This window comes from Mangrovibacter yixingensis (assembly GCF_020523985.1).
Classification (GTDB): domain Bacteria; phylum Pseudomonadota; class Gammaproteobacteria; order Enterobacterales; family Enterobacteriaceae; genus Mangrovibacter; species Mangrovibacter yixingensis.
The window spans coordinates 94,988-114,005 of the sequence record NZ_JAIVKM010000002.1; the positions used below are offsets into that span (position 1 = coordinate 94,988).

Below are 19,018 nucleotides of genomic sequence, written 5' to 3' on the forward strand. Positions count from 1 at the left end.
TAATTTGGGATGACAGCATGCTGGCACAGCACATAACTAAGTTGTTGCATCTGCAATTCGCCACCGTAGCCACTTTTTTAGTGGGTATGCTGATGGCAGCGGGCGTTGCCCTCACGGTGCATCAGCTTAACGAAGAGCATATCCGCCAGGCGATGATTAACAGTGCTCAGCCCGAGTTCAGCGCTGTAATTGCCTCTATGAGCCGCTACCAGTACGGGTTATTTGAAGCACGAACAGCCGTTCTTAGCGGTGGTGGAGAAGATATTGAAAACTCAGGATTTAACGCTTTTGCCAAAACACTCGATCTGAAAAATAACTTTCCAGGCGCTCGCGGGTTCGGTTTTGTGCGCCGGGTACCTCATGCCACACTTGCTGATTTTGTCGAAGAAGAGCGCCAGGAAACCTGGCCTGATTTTTCCGTTAAATATATTGCACCCTGGCAAGGAGAACATTTCATTATTGAGTATCTTGAGCCGCAGAATGTCAGCACGAATGCCAAAGCGATTGGGTTGGATATTGCTTCCGAGAAACAACGCCGTGAAGCCGCAACAAAAGCAATGAAAACAGGCAATGCCGCCATTACCAGGCCTTTGGCACTGCAATATTCAAATAATATAAGCCACAATTCTTTTTTGATTTTACTCCCGATTTACCTGAACGCGACTACTCCGGAAACAGAGAACGAGCGGGTAAGCCAGTGCTTCGGTTGGGCTTTCGCGCCCCTGAGCATCGCCGATATTATGCGGTCACAACGCTTTCATGACCCAAACCTGATTCTTACCTTAAGCGATGTAACAGACCCAGAGAACCCAGAAACCTTCTACCGCAGCAGTATGGAAAATGGCGCATACACCTGGCACCAGGATAACCATATTCTTAGCCGTACGTGGCGCTTTTCTATTTCCACAACCCCAGTATGGCTTGCTGGCCTTAATCTTTTTTCCGTATCAGGCACCTTTTTTATCGGCATCTTGTTTTCGGCAATTTTGGCATTGCTGGTCAATATTGCGGTGTCGCGCGCCAATGACCGCAGGCGCTTATCTGTTGAGCAGAGCAAACTAACCTTGATAGTGGAAAGCTCCGCTGATGCGATTATTGGTAAAGATATTAACGGCAAAATAATTAGCTGGAATACCGGGGCAGAGAAAATGTTTGGCTACACCCGGGAAGAAGCAATGGGCCATTACCTGTCTGACTTAATTATCCCTATGCGCCTGCAAAATGAAGAAGTCATGACGCTGAACCGGGTCAGAAATAAAGAAACTATCAGCGATATGGAAACGGTACGGCGGCGTAAAGACGGCAGCGAATTACAGGTTTCAGGGACTGTGTCCCCCATTCTGAATGCCAGCGGTGCTGTTATTGGTGCCTCAACAACCGTGCGCGATATCTCACAACAAAAAGAGAATGAACAGCGCATTCAGGAACTGAACCAAAACCTGGAGCAACAGGTACGTGAGCGTACTGCGGAGCTGGCTGGCCTGAACACACTGCTCAGCACGGTTATGTCTGCCACCTATGAATTCACTATTATTGCCACTGATTTAACAGGGATTATTCGGCTGTTTAATAAAGGTGCAGAACGCATGCTGGGGTATAGCGAGGAGGAAGTGGTTGGCAAAGTTACCCCGGTAATTATCCATGTGCCAGAAGAAGTCGAACGGTACAGTCAACAACTGAGCGCGGAAACCCACACATCTGTCCGTGGCTTTGATGTCTTCGTGCATCACGCCCGCCAGGGGCTCTCAGAGCAGCGCGAATGGACTTACGTGCGTAAAGATGGCAGCCGTTTCCCGGTGCGCTTAGTTGTCACAACAATGCACAATGCCACTGGCGAACTGACCGGTTATCTGGGTATTTCAATGGACATTACCCAGCAACGCCAGGCGCAACAAGCTCTTGAATCAGCAAGGGATCAACTTCTGAGTACAACCCAAACGTTATTGACAGCCTCAAAAACTGCAGGGCTTGGGATATGGCGCTGGAATCTGGCAGATAACTCGCTGGAATGGAATGATCTGATGTACAGCTTTTACGACCTGCCCACCTCTCTGGAAGGCAATGGGTTATCACTGAACCACTGGGAATCGCGCATTCACCCGGATGACCGGGAACTGGCAATACAGCAATTACGTGATGCCGTAGATTTAAACCAGGAATATACACCTGCATTTCGGGTGGTTCAGCGAAACGGTGAAATACGTTACCTGCAGGCTGGCGCATATATAGAGCGAGACCACCAGGGCCAGGCGGTTCGCGTTACCGGCATTAATCTTGATGTCACAGAAGACCATGTTTTGCGTGGCAACCTGATTGAAGCTAAAGAACAGGCTGATGCGGCTAACGCCGCGAAATCCATGTTCCTGGCGAATATGAGCCATGAAATACGCACGCCAATGAATGCCGTACTGGGCATGTTGCAGTTGTTGCTTAAAACCCAACTGGCACCGCGCCAGTATGATTTTGCTGAGAAAGCCCATATTGCGGCGAAGTCACTGCTGGGTTTACTCAACGATATTCTGGACTATTCGAAAATTGACGCCGGGAAACTGGAGTTAGATAACCAGCCCTTTAATATCAATAAGCTGATGGAGCACCTGGCCATAGTGATGTCAGGCAACCTCAACAACAAATCCATCGAATTACTTTTCGACCTTGATAGCCAACTGCCACCAGACCTGACCGGTGATGAAATGCGCCTGCAACAGGTGCTGATAAATCTGGTCAGTAATGCCATCAAATTTACCGAACAGGGCGAAGTAGTGGTGACCACCCTCATGCTGGCAATGACCAGCCACAGCGTCACCCTCAAATTCAGCGTTTCAGATACGGGGATTGGGATTAACCCGGACCAACTGGCACGTATTTTTGATGTGTTTACCCAGGCAGAGGCATCCACATCCCGCCGTTATGGTGGCACCGGATTAGGGTTGGTAATCAGCCGCCGGTTAGTCGAAAGCATGGGCGGTGAACTGGTGGTACACAGCACCGAAGGGAAAGGGAGTGACTTCTCATTCAGCCTGACCTTACCACGCGCAGATGGGAGCAATTGGCAACCTCTTACTTTCCCACAACCTGCGCCTAAAACCCTGGTGGTGGATGATAACCCGGTAGCCAGAGCCCTGCTGGAGTACCAGTTAACCACCATGAACGTTCCGGCAACCAGTACCAATAACCCGGATGAGGCGATAAAGTTGATTGCGCTGGCAGCCCAGGAGGGCAACCCTTTCGATGTTGTATTACTGGACTGGATAATGCCAGAAATGGACGGGTTGGCTTTAGCGGAACATATTCGCTACCAAATGAACCTGGCCACGATTCCTACGCTTATTTTGGTCAGTGCGGCTAACCATGCCGATTTGCCTGACACGCACAATTTCCCGATGCTGGATAACGTGCTGACCAAGCCATTAACACCCGAACAGTTGTTTACTGCAATAAATCTTGGCAGAACCCATGCAGAGGCTATCACACACCCCCAACAGCACCGCCTTGCTGGTGTGAATATTCTGGTTGTAGAAGATAACCCGTTTAACCAAATGGTTATCAGCGAATTTTTAACCAGCGAAGGTGCCAATACGCGCATTGCCAGTGGCGGAGAAGAGGGTGTGCGAGCCGTGTTATCCGGCAGAAAAATGTTCGACATCGTGTTAATGGATGTGCAAATGCCGGATATTGACGGCCTGGAAGCCACCCGTCGCATTCGTGCCAACCCACATTTTGCAAACCTGCCGATTATTGCAATGACTGCCAATGTCAGTGCATCGGACCGGCAAAACTGCCTTGATGCGGGGATGAATGACCATATTGGCAAGCCACTGGATTTTAATAACGTTATTACTACTCTCTCCCGCATGTTAGGGCGCACGCAAACAGCATTCGCTCCTGTACCCAGCAACCTACCCGGATTTTTACAACGCACAGGTGGAAATGCTGGCATGTATCAAACATTACTCAATGCCTTTCTGCCATCTTTTACTTCATTACAGAACGAATTACGCAGTGCATGCCTGGCAAAAAACTGGCCTGCGGCAATGGCCGTTATACATACCATGAAGGGAGCCAGTGGTTCCGCCGGGCTGGATAAGCTATGGGCCTGGTTAGTTGAACAGGAAACAGCGCTAAAAGTGTCTGACGATAACGGGAAAGCGAGTTTGTTTGCCATATTGCCTGATGAGATTGAACAGCGCACACAAAGTGAATACGCGGTACTGATGGCGCAAATCACTGCACTTATTGCTGAAAAAGAGAACGATGGCGGCCCTGGTTCTGAACCGGCCCAACCCATCACTGAGATTATTCAGTTGTTACACCGCCACCTGGATAACAGCAATATGGAAGCGTTGGGGCTGGCGAAATCATTGTGCCATACGCTGGCGGAACAGCCTGGGTTAACCCCTGAGCTTAACCAACTGGTACAGGCTACAGAGTCTTTGGACTTTGAGCTGGCGAAACACCTCTTGATAAAGATACAGGAGCAGGTACATGTGGAATAAGGTTTTGGACGAATATGCCCTGCGCGGCTATAAACCACGCATTCTGATAGTTGATGATCAGCCCGTGAATGTTCATACCCTGAGTGCTGTGTTCCATGGTGAACTGGATGTCATTGTCGCGACCAGTGGTGAAAAAGCACTGCACCTAGCGCTGAACCAGAAACCCGATCTGATCCTGCTGGATATCGTGATGCCAGATATCGATGGCTACGAAGTGTGCCGTCGGCTGAAAAATGATCCTATTACTGAGTGGATCCCGATTATTTTTGTCACTGCTGAAACTGAGGCCGATGTCGAAGCATATGGTTTTGAAATTGGCGCTGTTGATTTTATAGCCAAACCCATTAATCCGGCGATTGTGCGTGCCCGGGTCATGACACAGCTTATGCTCAAGCTGTATATGGACAATATGCGTGAAATCGCCTGGCTGGACGGCCTGACGGGGCTGTATAACCGGCGGTGGTTTGATGAAATGTTAAAACAAAATTGGTTGTTATGCCGCCGCGAACAGCGACCCCTTGCCATCATTATGCTGGATGTCGATTTTTTTAAACGCTTTAATGATAGCTACGGGCACCAGAAAGGTGATGACTGCCTCCGGGCAATTGCCGTCGCACTAAAAGGCACACTACGCCGCCCTATGGATATGGTTTTCCGTTACGGCGGCGAAGAGTTTACCTGCCTGCTTCCTCTGACTGATCTCGCTGGCGCACAGGAACGAGCTAACGCTATCCTCAGTGCAATAAAGGCGCTTAAAATTCCCCATGCAACGTCACGCGTCAGCCCGTTCGTGACTATCAGTATTGGCATTGCCGCTACTACCCCTGAGCAGGATAGCGGCGAGGAAGACTTACTTAATCACTCCGACCAGGCGCTGTACCAAAGCAAAAGCGATGGGCGCAACCGCATCACAACCTGGTCTGGTGATAAACCCGATACTGACACGGTGGTGTAAGTTTTACGCCACTTTGCTATTACGCCGAGCCGTCAGCAAATAGCGGTTAAAAAGCGCTGTCAGTGGGTTAGCGCAACCGAAGCAGACACCAGCTTTAGTTGAATAACGGTAGCGCCCGGCAATTTTCCGCGCCTGAATTTCCCCTGATTGCATCCCTTTTTTAATCTCGTAATAAATAACTTTCCCAGACGTCCCTAAAGCATGGTTAATCGCCTGGGCATCAGAAGCAGGATGTTCCCGTAAAAACGCGTACAGTTGTTCATAACGTGTCATCACACTCTCCTCATTATTCATCACGTAATCCCGCTATAATTACCAGGTTTTTCCGATGTTAAACTGGAATTGTTCTGATTTATCCCCACTGTACTTTTTCACGGGCTCGGCATAGGAAAAGACCAGCGGACCGAGTGGAGACATCCATTGCAAAGCAACCCCGGCAGAAACCCGGATGTCACCAGGATCGCTGTAATCCGGGATCCCGGCACTTTCGGTTTGTGCGGTATTTTTCCAGGTTGTGCTCCATACCGAGCCTGCATCCACAAATAACGAGGTACGCAGGGAATCTGCGTAACGGTCACTTACGAATGGCGTCGGTACAATCAATTCGGTATTTAGCACTGCCATGGCATTCCCCCCCACGGCATCTGAAGAAGAATCAAGTGGGCATGCACTGTAACTACTTTCGGAACCATTACACCGGTAATAAGCCGCCTTTGGCCCAATCGTGTTGGATGAGAAACCACGCACAGAAGACGAACCACCCGCATAGAAATTGTCGTAGAACGGCACAACATGCCCGTTCAGCCCTGCGGCGTAACCAGCCCGTAAGCGCTCCATCCATACCCAGGATTTACTGCCGGATAACGGAACATACTGAGTGGTATCAAAAGACAGTTTGTAATAACTGTTATCAGACCCCGGTACTGTCACTTTACCGGTCAGGCTGGTTTTATTACCCGACTGCGGGAAATAGCCCCGGTTCAGATTGTTGTATTGCCAGCCCAGGCTGGCAAAGTAATCATTGCCGCTATAACTTGCCCCGCTGTCGCCATCTTTGGTCACCACCTTCGGGTTAATATTCTGCGAACTGAGGTAATTCCAGATGGTCAGTTCCGGGTCCATGTTGGTTAAGCGGTTATGGACATAATCCAGCCCCAGGTTCAGGCGGTTATTTTCACTGACGGGAAATCCCAGATTGCCACCCACCCCGTAACTTTGCAGGTTATAACTGGCTTCATCGGAATCGGAAGCATCGTAACTGTTATAAAAAATCTTCCCGCCAAGGCTGACCCCATCTGGGGTAAAATAAGGGTCAGTAGCAGACAATTCGACATACGACTGGTAACTGTTACGTGTGCCATTAAAACTCACGGTGTTACCTGTACCCAACCAGTTATCCTGGGTCACGCCCAACTGGTAGCTCACACCGCTGTCTGTTCCATACCCCAGCCCTACATTAAATGAGCCTGTATTACGCTCTTTCACGGTGTAGATAACGTCCACCTGGTCCGCTGTGCCGGGAACCGGGCGAGTTTGGGTTTCCACTTTCTCGAAGAACCCAGTCCGGTCAAGCCGTGCTTTCCCCTGCTCAACACTCTCGCTGTTCAGCCACCCGCCTTCCATTTGCCGCATCTCCCGGCGCAGCACTGAATCACGGGTTATATCATTACCTTTGAAAATGATACGGCGCACAGTAAATCGTCGCCCGGCATCCACTTGCATATGCAGCACCACCCGGTGAGTGGTGTCGTCAATCTCTGGCTGGGTTCGGACAACAGGCGAAGCATAGCCATATTTCCCCAGCAATTTTTTAATGCTTTCTTCTGCCTGAGTAATCCTGGCACCACTATATAAAGAGCCTTTGGGAAAGGTCGCCAGTTTCTCTATTTCACGGCTATGCCCTGCCAGGTTGCCTGTTACTAAAGTGCGGCTAATCTGGTAGCGGGCACCTTCATGCAGGTTAATCGTGATATAGAGGGATTTTTTATCCGGAGTCATACTGACCTGAGTGCTGTCGATAGCAAAACGCGCATAGCCTCTGTTAAGGTAATAACTGCGTAATGTTTCTAAATCACCGGCCAGTTTTTCTTTCTGGTATTTTTGGTCTGCCAATACGTTCCACCAGGGAACATCGTCACGTAACTGAAAATTTGCCAGCAGCGTTTCACTACTGAAAGCATGGTTACCAACCAGGTTTATCTGGGCTATTTTGGCGGAAACACCTTCCTGGAAGACAAATTTCAAATCGACCCGGTTACGGGGCAGTGGTGTAACCACGGCTTTTACTGTCGCACTGTATTTACCCACACTGTAGTAAAACGACTGTAACGCCTGCTCCATATCAGAAAGTGTATTACGGTCAAGCGCACTGCCAACGGTAATCCCCGAGGCATCCAGATTTTGCTTTAATAACTCGTCTTTGACCGATTTGTTTCCGGCAAAATTGATGCTGGCAATGGTTGGTTTTTCTTTCACCTGCACAAATAACGTACTGCCATCACGTGAGATAGAAACATCTTCAAAATACCCTGTGGCATAGAGTGCCCGAATTGCATTGCCGATATCCTGATTACTTACGTTTTCTCCCTGGTGAATTGGCATACTCAGTAATGCAGCCCCAGGCGTTACTCTCTGTAATCCCTTAAACTGAATATCATTCACGGTGGTGCTTTCTGCAGCCCAGCCAGCAACTGATGACAGCAATAAACTCAGAAGCCAGTAATGCTTAATTTGCATAATCTCTTCACTATTCAGTAATAAGGTTTTCTATACATAGCAAGTAAGCCTGTTAACCGGGTTATTCCATAGAGGCAACTGACTAAATACTTACAGACTCATGGTGCCGAAAAGTAACCATGAAAAATGGTGAAACAATGAAGAAAAAATGAATGCAATAACATTTCCATCGACAATTAAAATAAAAAATTATTTTTCAAAGCCCCAGTGAACTTCCATGAAACAGATTTGTCTCACAATCATTTGTGAATAATAAAAATTAATTATTTTACTTATCGCTCTAACAAAATGTCTTTGCATCAGCTAGAAATAATGGCCAAACAACAACCATGGATAAATGTACTGGCTAGCCTGAGATAACGGAATAACAAGTACTATTAATCAGGCAGGACAAACTCTCATTGAATATTACTGGAGAAAGCACAATGTTGTACCAACCCGGCCCCTGGTCGTTAACGAAAGATGGAAAAGTGGCTGATGCCAATGGAAATTGCGTGCTTATACAAGGTTTTTCCAGTGGCCTTCCCGGTGGTGAAACAGCCGCTAACACCCACCTTTGCCTCGCGGCACCTGAGTTGGTAGAGGCACTGATTCTCAACTGCCAATTATTGCAGACCTGTGCTTCTGAAAATATTGAGTTTCAGCATGCAATTGCTCAGGCAAACACACTTCTTTCCCGTATAAATAGTCAGGAAATAAGTTTCTGAGTTATACAAATTCCGGGCAATGGGTAAGTTGCTGCCAGCACCTTACCTGCTTGTGCTGTATTAACTAGCAACATGTTTTTAACTACCCTGGCTGTAAAACGTTCAAGGTTAAATATTCACCCCTCGCACAGCTGATTCATATTTCCTCCGTTTTTTCGTCACGATTAACCGTTAGGTTAGAGCAACCAGAACAGAATAACTTTGCTTCACTTTGGTTAAAGCCTGTCTCCCGGTTTAGGCTTTAATATGTTTGACAACAAAGACATGCTGGTTATTTATTCTGGTATTTTCATTCCTAACCAATAAGTTGACTTTGCCCATCGCCTGGTGGGCTTTTTTTTCCCAGAGGCCGTCACTACTGTGAATGTCTCATTTGTGATTCAAAATCAAATCCATGTCACTTTTCGCTGTTTTTTTACTCAAGAAACAATCACTGATGCCGAAAACGTTAGTGGGAGCGTAACTCTTTTCCTAAACCCAGGTCTCAATGGCAACACATAAGAAACGTTAACTATGGTGTCATATAAGCTGGTTAATTTAAGAAATTTGATGATCGCACTGTCTGTCGGCAGCGTGCTGGCTACGGCTGCGATATTGCTTGCCCTTGTGTACCGGTTCCAAAGTGAAGATTTCCGCCATACAATACAGGTTGATAACACGGCATCGTCACATAAACTGGCTGAAAGTATTAACCATTATTTTCTTCAGGCACAACATGCCCTGGCCTGGAGTGTCAAAAATGTACCAGACCCCACCCAGCGCGAATATTTAGCACTGGAAGCCCGCCGTTTGTATCAGCAATCGCAGCTTTTTAACCGGGTTGCTGTCGTCAATGAGCAGAATGTCATTGATGCTATTTTCCCTGCAATGCCGGGCGATAACCACAAACCACTCAATTCACCCGGTAGCCTGAAAGCCCTGCAAAGCAAGCAACCGCTAATCAGTTTGCCGTATATTTCCACAGCAAGTAACTTCGTTGTTTTGCTCAGTTACCCATTAAATTCACCACAAAACCACCCTGCCGGTTATCTCGCGGGGGTGATTTATCTACATAAAGACAGTGAACTTAACCGGTTACTGAAAAGCTACCATTACGCAGAGGGCAACCATGTCCGTATTGAAACACCGCAAGGTACTGTCATTTACGACAGCAGCCGTAACCCGGAAGATGCATCAGCCCTGCTGGATGAACCCAGCCTGTCCGAACGTCTGTTAAAAAATACTTCTGGTTCATTCGAAGGGGAAATTCACCACCAAACAGCGCTTATCAGCTACTCAACTGTCAATGCTACAGGGTGGAAAGTAGTCATCTACTCACGCCAGACCGCTGTCAAAGCGATGATGGCATCATCTATAAGCCTGTCTGCGGGCATAATTATCCCGGTAATTATATTAATTTCGCTAACAGCGGCTTACCTGGCTTCTCGCATATCAACGCCGCTTACCCGCCTTGCCAGGGTAACAGAAAAATTCCCCGCAGATGAAAAGCTCAAGAATATTCTCAACATAAATGTCTGGTACTACGAAGCAAAGATATTACGCAAAGCGGTATATAAAAGTTTACGGGCAATGCAATATACTGTGTCCCGGCTAAATAATGATGCAATGACAGACCAACTCACGGCGTTATATAACCGTCGTGGGTTGGTTGAAAAAATGCGTGAACTTCCATCTGGAAGTAATATTATTATCCTGCTCGATATTGATAATTTTAAAAATATCAATGATAAATATGGGCATGACATTGGTGACCGCACATTAGTAACTCTGGCAAAACGGCTCAAAAACCTGTGCCGCAGCAGCGATATTATTAGCCGCTTTGGGGGAGAGGAGTTTGTTGTCGTTTTACCCGGTTGCCCGTTTGATACAGGCACAACTATTGCCGAGCGAATTCGTTTTGGTGTTTCAGGTTACCACGATGAAGGCGTTCCCGTGTTTACCGTTTCTATTGGTGTTTACGCTATGACAAATACCTCCGCTGTTCCTGTTGACCAGGCGATAAAAATGGCAGATATTGCTCTGTATGCAGCCAAAGAAGCCGGGCGAAATTGTGTTGTTACCCATCATCAAGGGCAATTGCGGCGCTACCCACAAGGAAATTTATTAGTTCACCCACCACAAAAAGTGGTGGCCGAAAAAGCGGTATCTAAAATCTGACTTAGCCAGACAGGATGTCAGCACGGAAGTGTTACACGGATAATTTAATTTAAAGCCACACTGAATCAAAATGCTATTCGTTCATTAGCAATGAAAGAACCATAAATTGGTCGTAAAATTAAAACAATAAAACAGCACTAAAGTAAAATACATTTATGCCTGTTATACATTCACAGTTACTTAAAGTAAATCAAGCAATAAGGCAGGTGTCTTTTATTATATCTTTGCTATATTATGTTTTTACCCTGGAAAATTCAGATTACGTGGGAGCCACGCGTATTCACCGTAATTTGATATATAGGATATTTTTAGCAAATAGCTGTATCCAGACACCTTAGTTCAAATTATCAAACGGCTATTCGGCCGTGAATGATGTCAGGATGGTTAATGATGAAAATAGACAGCGTACAATCAAGCTGGCTTGCGACAGGTAATAACCTTGCCAGCGACACATCAGCAAGACAACCTCTGGGTATTGAACGTAGTAGTGGCAGTTGGTGCCCGCAAACGGGCATGTGGCAAACAACAAACATTACGGCCAGTGCCGTTGTGGGCGTACAGAAAGGTACAATGATGCCCTGGCATCATGGACAGTCGGCTAACTGGCGACTGGTGGGCTATGACTACACAAGTGAAGATGCAGCATCATGATTATCAAAAAGAGTGGCGAAGAAGCTCGGTTTCGCCACTCTTTTTTGATTCATTACGGGCAGGTATTTATCAGTTTTTGCCCAGATACATTTTCTTAATGGGCCAGGCAAGATTTTTCGCATAGCCGGGCAAAAGATAGCAGTACAGATAACATTACCCGGTAAGCAAAGATACAAGGTGTACGTACCTTCCTATCGCCCTGCAAAAATATATTCGCAGTGAAAGATGACAATGCTGACAAGACTGTTTTGGTGAATTTACCAGTTATGGTAAAACATTCTTATACGGGAGGCCGCAATGCAGCCTCATGCGTATTGAATTTATTGTAAGGCGGTTAAATCAGGAAATCGTCTAATGATTTACCTTTCGCCATTGCCTCTGCAATAGGTTTTGGCGTACGCCCCTGGCCCGTCCAGGTTTTTACTTCGCCATTGGTATCAGTGAAACGATATTTGGCAGGGCGAGCAGCACGTTTGGTGCCCTTGGTTTTCCCACTGCTGGCTTGCATTAATAATGAAGGGTCCAGACCATCTTCTTCCATCAGGCTAAGAATAAGATTAATTTTCTCTTCTCTTTCTGCCATGATTTCGTTCTGAGCATGTTGTTCTTCACGCTTTTCTTCAGTGACGATCCTGACTTTTTCCAGAATATCTTCAAGCACGTCAATGGAGAAATCGCGAGCCATGGCACGCAATGTGCGAATGTTATTTAATTTTTGCAACTCAACAGACATTATAATTAGCCACCTTTCATTTAAATAAATAGAACTGTTATTTTAAACATTAAAATGAATACATTTCAAGACCACATAAAAATAGCAGCCACTCCATAGAGCCTAATTATAAAACACAGCGATGGTAAACCACCAATAAACAGAAGGTTTAATTCAGTTTTTTAAGAAAAATACATATACCCACATCAGATTAGCTGCACAGTAAAATAGACACTTTGATATTCAACCAGCATTTCAGTTACCACGCTGAAGGGCCATGAGAACGGGCTCATCACTGTTGCATCTTCTTCTCTGGTTACCACTCGATACCCTTTACCTTAGCAATAGCACCATCAGTAACAGAGTTGCATAAAAAGTCATTTTAAAGAATAAAAAATCAAAACAAAAATCAGAATAAAAAACTAAAAAAATGCATAAAAAAAGAAACAAACGCCCAAAGCTCAAAAAACACTCACACTTAAAGCATTTCTCGCTGACCGCGATAAAAACCCGGTACAGTTAACATTACACTGATAACCAAAAAAATACATAACTTATTGATATTAAATACAAATATCATAAGACATGGAGTTTAATGATATTACAAGGGCAAAAACCAGATCCGTAACGAATTTTATTGACAAACTTCACGTAAATAAAAATTTTACGCTAATTGCCGTTTTCTTATCAGTCATATAATCTATCAAAATTGAACTAACCCAATCACATAAACCATAAACAAACTTATTACTGGTACTTATCACCATTTTTAACAAGGAGCCCGGAACATGTTCTCGCCACAGTCACGCCTGCGTCATGCGGTTGCAGACACCTTTGCAATGGTGGTGTATTGCTCTGTTGTTGGCATGATGATTGAAATTTTTATCTCAGGAATGGATTTTCGCCAGTCTCTTTCATCGCGCCTGGTTGCAATCCCTGTGAACATGGTTATTGCCTGGCCTTATGGGCTCTATCGCGACAAGATAATGAGTTACGCACGTAAAGTGGGTGGTGGCAAAAAAGTGAAGAACCTGGCAGATATGTTTGCCTATGTCACATTCCAGTCACCGGTTTATGCTGCCATTCTGTTTACTGTAGGCGCTGACTGGCACCAGATTGTCGCGGCGGTAAGTTCAAATATGGTTGTATCAATGATGATGGGTGCTGCTTATGGTTACTTCCTGGATTTTTGCCGTCGCCTGTTCCGCGTTGTTGATACCCAACAACCGATTCATGCTGAAATTTAAGTGTATTATACGGCAGACCAGAAGAAGTGTTTCGCAACAAATAGCCAACGAAACGCGCCAGCAAGATTAAGTAGCAACAACCGGTATATCCTTTACTGCTCTTGGTATAAACCTGCTGGCGCAGTTATACCGCCTGTTGCTGATAATAGTTTAATGCCAGGGTGTATTACTGAATATAATACTTACCTGGCACCACCACTATCTAAGAAAAACTGTCATTCTGCCTGGCCAAACAAGCCAACTAAATAACGTTCCAAGGCAATACGTGAGCTGAACCCATGGGGAATGCCATAATGTGTTTGCTCATCACCACCTAACCACAGCGGAAAATGTTTATACAACCCGCTGGTTTTTATATCTGATGCAGGCTCTGCCAGTGTATGGCTTCGCTCTTTCATTGCCGGGTGAATAACCAGTGCAGTGCGACCCATCCTCGCTTCCCGGTTTACATAAACATAATTCTCTCCGCGGCGGTATCCGTATGCCCCCCGCTCCATACTGTCCATAATAAAACCTGCTTTCTCCAGAACGCGTGCCACCTCATCGGGTCGTAAATACATTGTGCTTCCTCATCCTCTCATTACAGCTTCGCAACCATACAGCATGGCTACAAGGAGATGCTTTCAGAATAGTCCAGAAACAGCCATTTACCGCAGTTTCTGCCAGAAAAACGTCATTCTGGCGTCTACACTGTTATCTGAATCACTTAAAAAAGGAGGTCCTGTGTTCAGAAAAAACAAACAGACACTTCAAGATATACCTGAAGACCAGGCAATGCAGGATGAGATAACGAATATTGCCAGTACGCTGGAAAAAGTGCTGGACGCCTGGGACAGCGATGCAAAAGACGAGCGCGACAATATCAAGCACCACGCCACACGCTTACTGAGCGAAACCCGGGCTCGCCTGAATGGGCATAACCGCCTGCAACAAGCCACTCTGGATGCTGCACATCATACGGATGAATGGGTGCGCAACAGGCCCTGGCACAGTATTGGCCTGGGGGCAGCGGCTGGCATGATTGTCGGTGCCCTGCTAACCCGTAAATAACCCCCCCTCCCCTTCAAACCCGGCACACAGCTGGGTTTGATTCCCCATACACCATAAGTATTCCCTCCCCCTCAAAGCATTTTTATTACGCGCCCTAAACACCATATATTGTATGGTTGATAAAAATTAAAACTACATCTAGTATCAAAAACACAAGAGCTCACCCAACGCTGTGCGTCAGGGTGTTTTTTTAACTTAAAAGATGAGAATACGAATCATGAGCATTAGCATTTACACCAAGAAGAATTGTGTACAGTGCCATGCTACAAAACGCATGCTGGCGCAACGCGCAATCCCCTTTACCTTGATTGATACAGACACACACCCAGAATGTGTGGAGTGGTTAAAAGGCCAGGGTTTTCTTCAATTGCCGGTCGTTATTACCGATAACTTACGCTGGAGTGGTTTTCGCCCGGATATGATTAACCGCCTGCATACACACTCCGAGGCAGGCGCATGAGCAACCTGGTGTATTACTCCAGTTCATCGGGTAATACCCACCGGTTTGTTGAACGGCTGGCAATACCCGCACTGCGAATCACCGCGCCACCGCACCCAATACTTCATGTCAACACACCTTTTATTTTAATTGTGCCGACCTATGGCGGTGGTGGCATTCAGGGTGCGGTGCCTGCACCGGTTATTCGGTTTTTAAACCAGGCGGAAAACCGCCGCCTGCTAAAAGGCGTGATTTCTTCCGGCAACCGAAGTTTCGGTGCGGGCTTTTGTCTTGCTGGCAAGGTAATCGCTGAAAAATGCCAGGTGCCCTGGTTGTACCGTTTCGAATTACTGGGAACACCTGAAGACGTCGAAAACGTGAGAAAGGGAGTAAAACAATTTTGGCTACAGCAACCCTAACAGCAACCCGCGAACAGGATTACCACGCGCTTAATGCCATGCTGAATATGTATAACAGCGTGGGGCAACTACAGCTGGATAAAGACAAGGCAGCCGTGAAAGCTTATTTACACCAGCACATTGCGCCCGCCACACGCACTTTTTCAACCCACGCAAATCGCCTGAAAACACTGGTGGATGAAGGTTATTACGATAGCACTATGCTGGCGCAGTACACCCCTGAGGAACTGGATACACTCTTTCTTGCCGCTGACGAATGCGGCCACCAATTTGCAACATTTTTAGGCGCGTGGAAGTTTTATAACAGCTATGCCTTGAAAAGCTTCGATGGCTCACAGTACCTGGAGGATTTTCCTCAACGTGCCTGTATGGTTGCCCTGACGCTCGCCAGGGGAGATGCCGGTTTCGCTGCACTTTTGCTCAGCGAAATACTTAGCGGACGCTTTCAACCTGCCACCCCCACCTTCCTGAATGCTGGCAAGCAACAGCGTGGCGAACTGGTTTCCTGCTTTCTGTTACGTATTGAAGACAACATGGAATCCATTGGCCGGGCGGTAACGCATGCGTTGCAGTTATCCAAACGGGGTGGCGGTGTAGCCTTTGTGTTGTCTGCGCTACGCGAAGCGGGCGCACCAATAAAGAGAATCGAGAACCAGTCTTCCGGTGTCATACCAGTAATGAAAATGCTGGAAGATGCGTTCAGCTATGCCAACCAACTTGGTGCCCGCCAGGGCGCGGGAGCGGTCTGGTTACATGCGCATCACCCCGACATTCTACGTTTTCTGGATACTAAAAGAGAAAATGCCGATGAAAAGCTACGCATTAAAACGTTATCACTGGGTGTGGTTATCCCGGATATCACATTCCGGTTAGCCAAAGAAGATGCGCAAATGGCACTGTTTTCACCCTATGACGTTGAACGGGTGACCGGAAAGGCATTCTGCGATATCAGTATCAGCCAGCACTATGATTCACTGGTAGCTGATACGCGTATCCGTAAGCGCTGGGTTCGCGCCAGGGATTTCTTTCGTATTCTGGCGGAAGTTCAGTTTGAGTCGGGTTACCCCTATATCATGTTTGAAGATACGGTAAACCGCGCCAACCCGATTGCAGGTTATATCAACATGAGTAACCTGTGCTCTGAAATTCTGCAAGTCAATCAACCCTCTGTGCTGGCAGAGAACCTCGATTATCTGCACACCGGTAAAGATATCTCCTGCAATCTTGGCTCACTCAATATAGCCCATACCATGGACTCCCACGATTTTGCTCAAACTGTTGAAACAGCCGTCCGTGCATTGAGCGCAGTGTCAGATTTAAGTGCTATTGAGTGTGTGCCTTCGGTAATGGCAGGAAATGCGTCGGCTCACGCTATTGGGTTAGGGCAAATGAACCTGCATGGTTTTCTGGCTCGTGAGGGGATTGCCTATGGTTCACCGGAAGCTATTGATTTCACGAATATCTATTTTTATACCATTGCATGGTATGCGTTAAGGGCTTCCAACCGTCTTGCTCGCGAGCGGGGGCAGCGTTTCGCTGGGTTTGAACAGTCTCAGTACGCAAGCGGTGAGTATTTCCAACGTTACACCAATAAATTGTGGCAACCCGAAACCGCCAGGGTACAGCAACTGTTTGACCGTTCGGCTATTCGTATACCTGACCAGGCGATGTGGAGCCAGTTGCGTGACGACATCATGCGCGATGGGTTATATAACCAGAATTTGCAGGCCGTCCCTCCCACGGGTTCGATTTCTTATATCAACCATGCCACGTCCAGTATTCATCCGGTCATTGCGCCTATTGAAATCCGTAAGGAAGGTAAAACCGGACGGGTGTATTACCCAGCACCGTTTATTAATGAACGCAATATGCATCTTTACCAGGATGCCTGGCAAATTGGGCCGGAAAAAATAATTGATACCTACGCTGCAGCCACTCAACACGTCGATCAAGGGTTATCACTGACACTCTTTTTCCCGGATACCGCAACCACTCGCGATATCAACAAAGCACAAATTTATGCCTGGCAAAAAGGTATCAAAACGCTTTATTACATTCGCCTGCGCCAACAAGCGTTAGCCGGTACAGCCGTTGACGGCTGTGTATCCTGCACGCTGTAAGGAATAACCATGAATACACAACGCCCTGTTACCGCGATTAACTGGAATCGGTTGATTGACCCTAAAGACCTGGAAATCTGGAACCGGCTGACGGCCAACTTTTGGTTACCCGAAAAGATCCCTTTAGCCAATGACTTACCATCCTGGCAGACCCTGAGCCATGATGAGCAAACACTGACAATTCGCGTATTTACCGGCTTAACCCTGCTCGATACCGTGCAAAACACTGTTGGCGCCCCAGGCCTGATGCCCGATGCGCTCACCCCCCATGAAGAAGCCGTGTTGTCCAATATCAGCTTTATGGAAGCAGTACACGCACGTTCATACAGTGCTGTCTTTTCGACCTTGTGTTCAATGCAAGAAGTGGATGCAGCCTACCAGTGGAGTGAAGAGAACCCGTGGCTGCAACACAAGGTTGAGTTAATACTTCAGTATTACCGTGGTGAATGCCCATATCGTAAGAAAATTGCCAGCGTTTGCCTGGAATCATTTTTATTTTACTCTGGATTTTATTTACCAATATTCTGGTCTGGCAGAGGAAAATTAACCAATACTGCAGACCTTATTCGGCTTATTATTCGTGATGAAGCAGTGCACGGATATTATATTGGTTATAAATATCAGCAGATGGTGGCATCACTGAGCGCGCAGAAAAAACAAGAACTGGAAAACGAAGCCGCCGATTTGATTATGAACTTGTATGATAATGAAGTGTCTTACACGCAAAGTTTGTATCAGCAGTCGGGCCTGGTTGATGAAGTGATTGCCTTTCTTTGTTATAACGCCAATAAGGCATTGATGAATCTGGGCTATCAGGCGCTGTTCCCGGGTGAGATGTGTGATGTAAATCCAGTAATTTTGTCTGCGCTATCTCCTGGCGCAGATGAAAACCATGATTTTTTTTCTGGCGCTGGATCTTCTTATGTCATTGGGAAAAGTCTGCAAACTGAAGACGAAGACTGGAACTTTTAATTGCCCCCCTGCGGGGAAAGGGTTTACTTTCCCCGGTTACAGCCGCCACCAGCAGGCTCTCTACCCAAACGTATATGGCATTACCTGTTCACGTTCACGGCTGGCATGGCGGCACACTTTTCGTTGAGCGTGTTAACCGCCTGTGGGGAAAATTATTATACATACTGGCTAACAGTTATTTACCATTACAACTGTATTACACAGCGGAATAAGTCATTGATACAGCCATCTCATTTTCCGTACTGAATCATACAGTTCTCCAGCAATATCTGCTTAAAACCTGAACATTGTATATACTGACTTCATATATTTTACAGAAAATTGTCCCTTGCATCCCAGCTCTCTCAGCCCTTATAT

The 19,018-nt window shown here is 46.6% G+C and carries 15 protein-coding genes; 11 read left to right on the forward strand and 4 right to left on the reverse strand.

All coding sequences use genetic code 11. From position 1 onward, the window contains the following. Positions 1-17: 17 nt before the first annotated feature. Positions 18-4,496, forward strand: coding sequence for a PAS domain-containing hybrid sensor histidine kinase/response regulator (locus tag LC084_RS11140; protein ID WP_226571308.1), 4,479 nt, complete (start codon positions 18-20; stop codon positions 4,494-4,496). After that, complete coding sequence (locus LC084_RS11145) at positions 4,486-5,451, forward strand: diguanylate cyclase domain-containing protein (protein ID WP_226571309.1); 966 nt, start codon at positions 4,486-4,488, stop codon at positions 5,449-5,451. The genes LC084_RS11140 and LC084_RS11145 overlap by 11 nt, the downstream gene beginning before the upstream one ends. Positions 5,452-5,454: 3 nt before the next feature. On the opposite strand, the gene LC084_RS11150 is transcribed toward LC084_RS11145, so the two are convergent. Both LC084_RS11150 and bamA read right to left on the reverse strand, forming a co-directional pair. Continuing rightward, entirely contained in the window at positions 5,455-5,724 is a 270-nt protein-coding gene (locus tag LC084_RS11150; RefSeq protein ID WP_226571310.1) for a hypothetical protein, read from the reverse strand. 39 nt (positions 5,725-5,763) lie between these two features. Next, the gene (gene bamA, locus LC084_RS11155) at positions 5,764-8,187 is read right to left on the reverse strand and encodes an outer membrane protein assembly factor BamA (protein WP_226571311.1); all 2,424 of its coding nucleotides are present in this window, start codon (positions 8,185-8,187) and stop codon (positions 5,764-5,766) included. Between the two features lie 425 nt (positions 8,188-8,612). On the opposite strand from bamA, the gene LC084_RS11160 reads away from it, so the two are divergent. From LC084_RS11160 to LC084_RS11170, 3 genes are all read left to right on the forward strand, one after another. Continuing rightward, positions 8,613-8,894, forward strand: a complete 282-nt coding sequence (locus LC084_RS11160) for a hypothetical protein (protein WP_226571312.1) — start codon at positions 8,613-8,615, stop codon at positions 8,892-8,894. 549 nt (positions 8,895-9,443) lie between these two features. Next, a complete protein-coding gene (locus LC084_RS11165) occupies positions 9,444-11,051 on the forward strand; it encodes a sensor domain-containing diguanylate cyclase (RefSeq protein ID WP_226571313.1) in 1,608 nt (535 codons plus the stop codon). A 387-nt stretch (positions 11,052-11,438) separates the two neighbouring features. After that, on the forward strand, positions 11,439-11,702 hold the full coding sequence (locus tag LC084_RS11170; RefSeq protein WP_226571314.1) for a hypothetical protein: 264 nt from the start codon (positions 11,439-11,441) through the stop codon (positions 11,700-11,702). A gap of 334 nt (positions 11,703-12,036) precedes the next feature. Here LC084_RS11170 and stpA read toward each other — a convergent pair whose 3' ends face one another. Then, positions 12,037-12,435, reverse strand: coding sequence for a DNA-binding protein StpA (gene stpA / locus LC084_RS11175; RefSeq protein ID WP_226571315.1), 399 nt, complete (start codon positions 12,433-12,435; stop codon positions 12,037-12,039). 767 nt (positions 12,436-13,202) lie between these two features. Here stpA and LC084_RS11180 point away from each other — a divergent pair. Beyond that, positions 13,203-13,661 (forward strand): L-alanine exporter AlaE, encoded by a 459-nt coding sequence (locus LC084_RS11180; protein WP_226571316.1) that lies wholly within the window; start codon positions 13,203-13,205, stop codon positions 13,659-13,661. 215 nt (positions 13,662-13,876) lie between these two features. Here LC084_RS11180 and LC084_RS11185 read toward each other — a convergent pair whose 3' ends face one another. Further along, positions 13,877-14,221, reverse strand: a complete 345-nt coding sequence (locus LC084_RS11185; protein WP_226571317.1) for a DUF2002 family protein — start codon at positions 14,219-14,221, stop codon at positions 13,877-13,879. 163 nt (positions 14,222-14,384) lie between these two features. On the opposite strand from LC084_RS11185, the gene LC084_RS11190 reads away from it, so the two are divergent. From LC084_RS11190 to nrdF, 5 genes are all read left to right on the forward strand, one after another. After that, positions 14,385-14,711, forward strand: coding sequence for a glycine zipper domain-containing protein (locus LC084_RS11190; RefSeq protein WP_226571318.1), 327 nt, complete (start codon positions 14,385-14,387; stop codon positions 14,709-14,711). A gap of 217 nt (positions 14,712-14,928) precedes the next feature. Then, a complete protein-coding gene (gene nrdH / locus LC084_RS11195; protein ID WP_226571319.1) occupies positions 14,929-15,171 on the forward strand; it encodes a glutaredoxin-like protein NrdH in 243 nt (80 codons plus the stop codon). Beyond that, on the forward strand, positions 15,168-15,569 hold the full coding sequence (gene nrdI, locus LC084_RS11200) for a class Ib ribonucleoside-diphosphate reductase assembly flavoprotein NrdI (protein ID WP_226571320.1): 402 nt from the start codon (positions 15,168-15,170) through the stop codon (positions 15,567-15,569). The genes nrdH and nrdI overlap by 4 nt, the downstream gene beginning before the upstream one ends. Further along, a complete protein-coding gene (gene nrdE, locus LC084_RS11205) occupies positions 15,551-17,689 on the forward strand; it encodes a class 1b ribonucleoside-diphosphate reductase subunit alpha (protein WP_226571321.1) in 2,139 nt (712 codons plus the stop codon). Before nrdI ends, nrdE begins: the two co-directional genes overlap by 19 nt. A gap of 9 nt (positions 17,690-17,698) precedes the next feature. Further along, positions 17,699-18,661 carry a class 1b ribonucleoside-diphosphate reductase subunit beta gene (nrdF, locus tag LC084_RS11210; protein WP_226571322.1) on the forward strand — a complete coding sequence of 321 codons (963 nt, stop codon included), beginning with the start codon at positions 17,699-17,701 and terminating at the stop codon, positions 18,659-18,661. Positions 18,662-19,018: the final 357 nt, after the last annotated feature.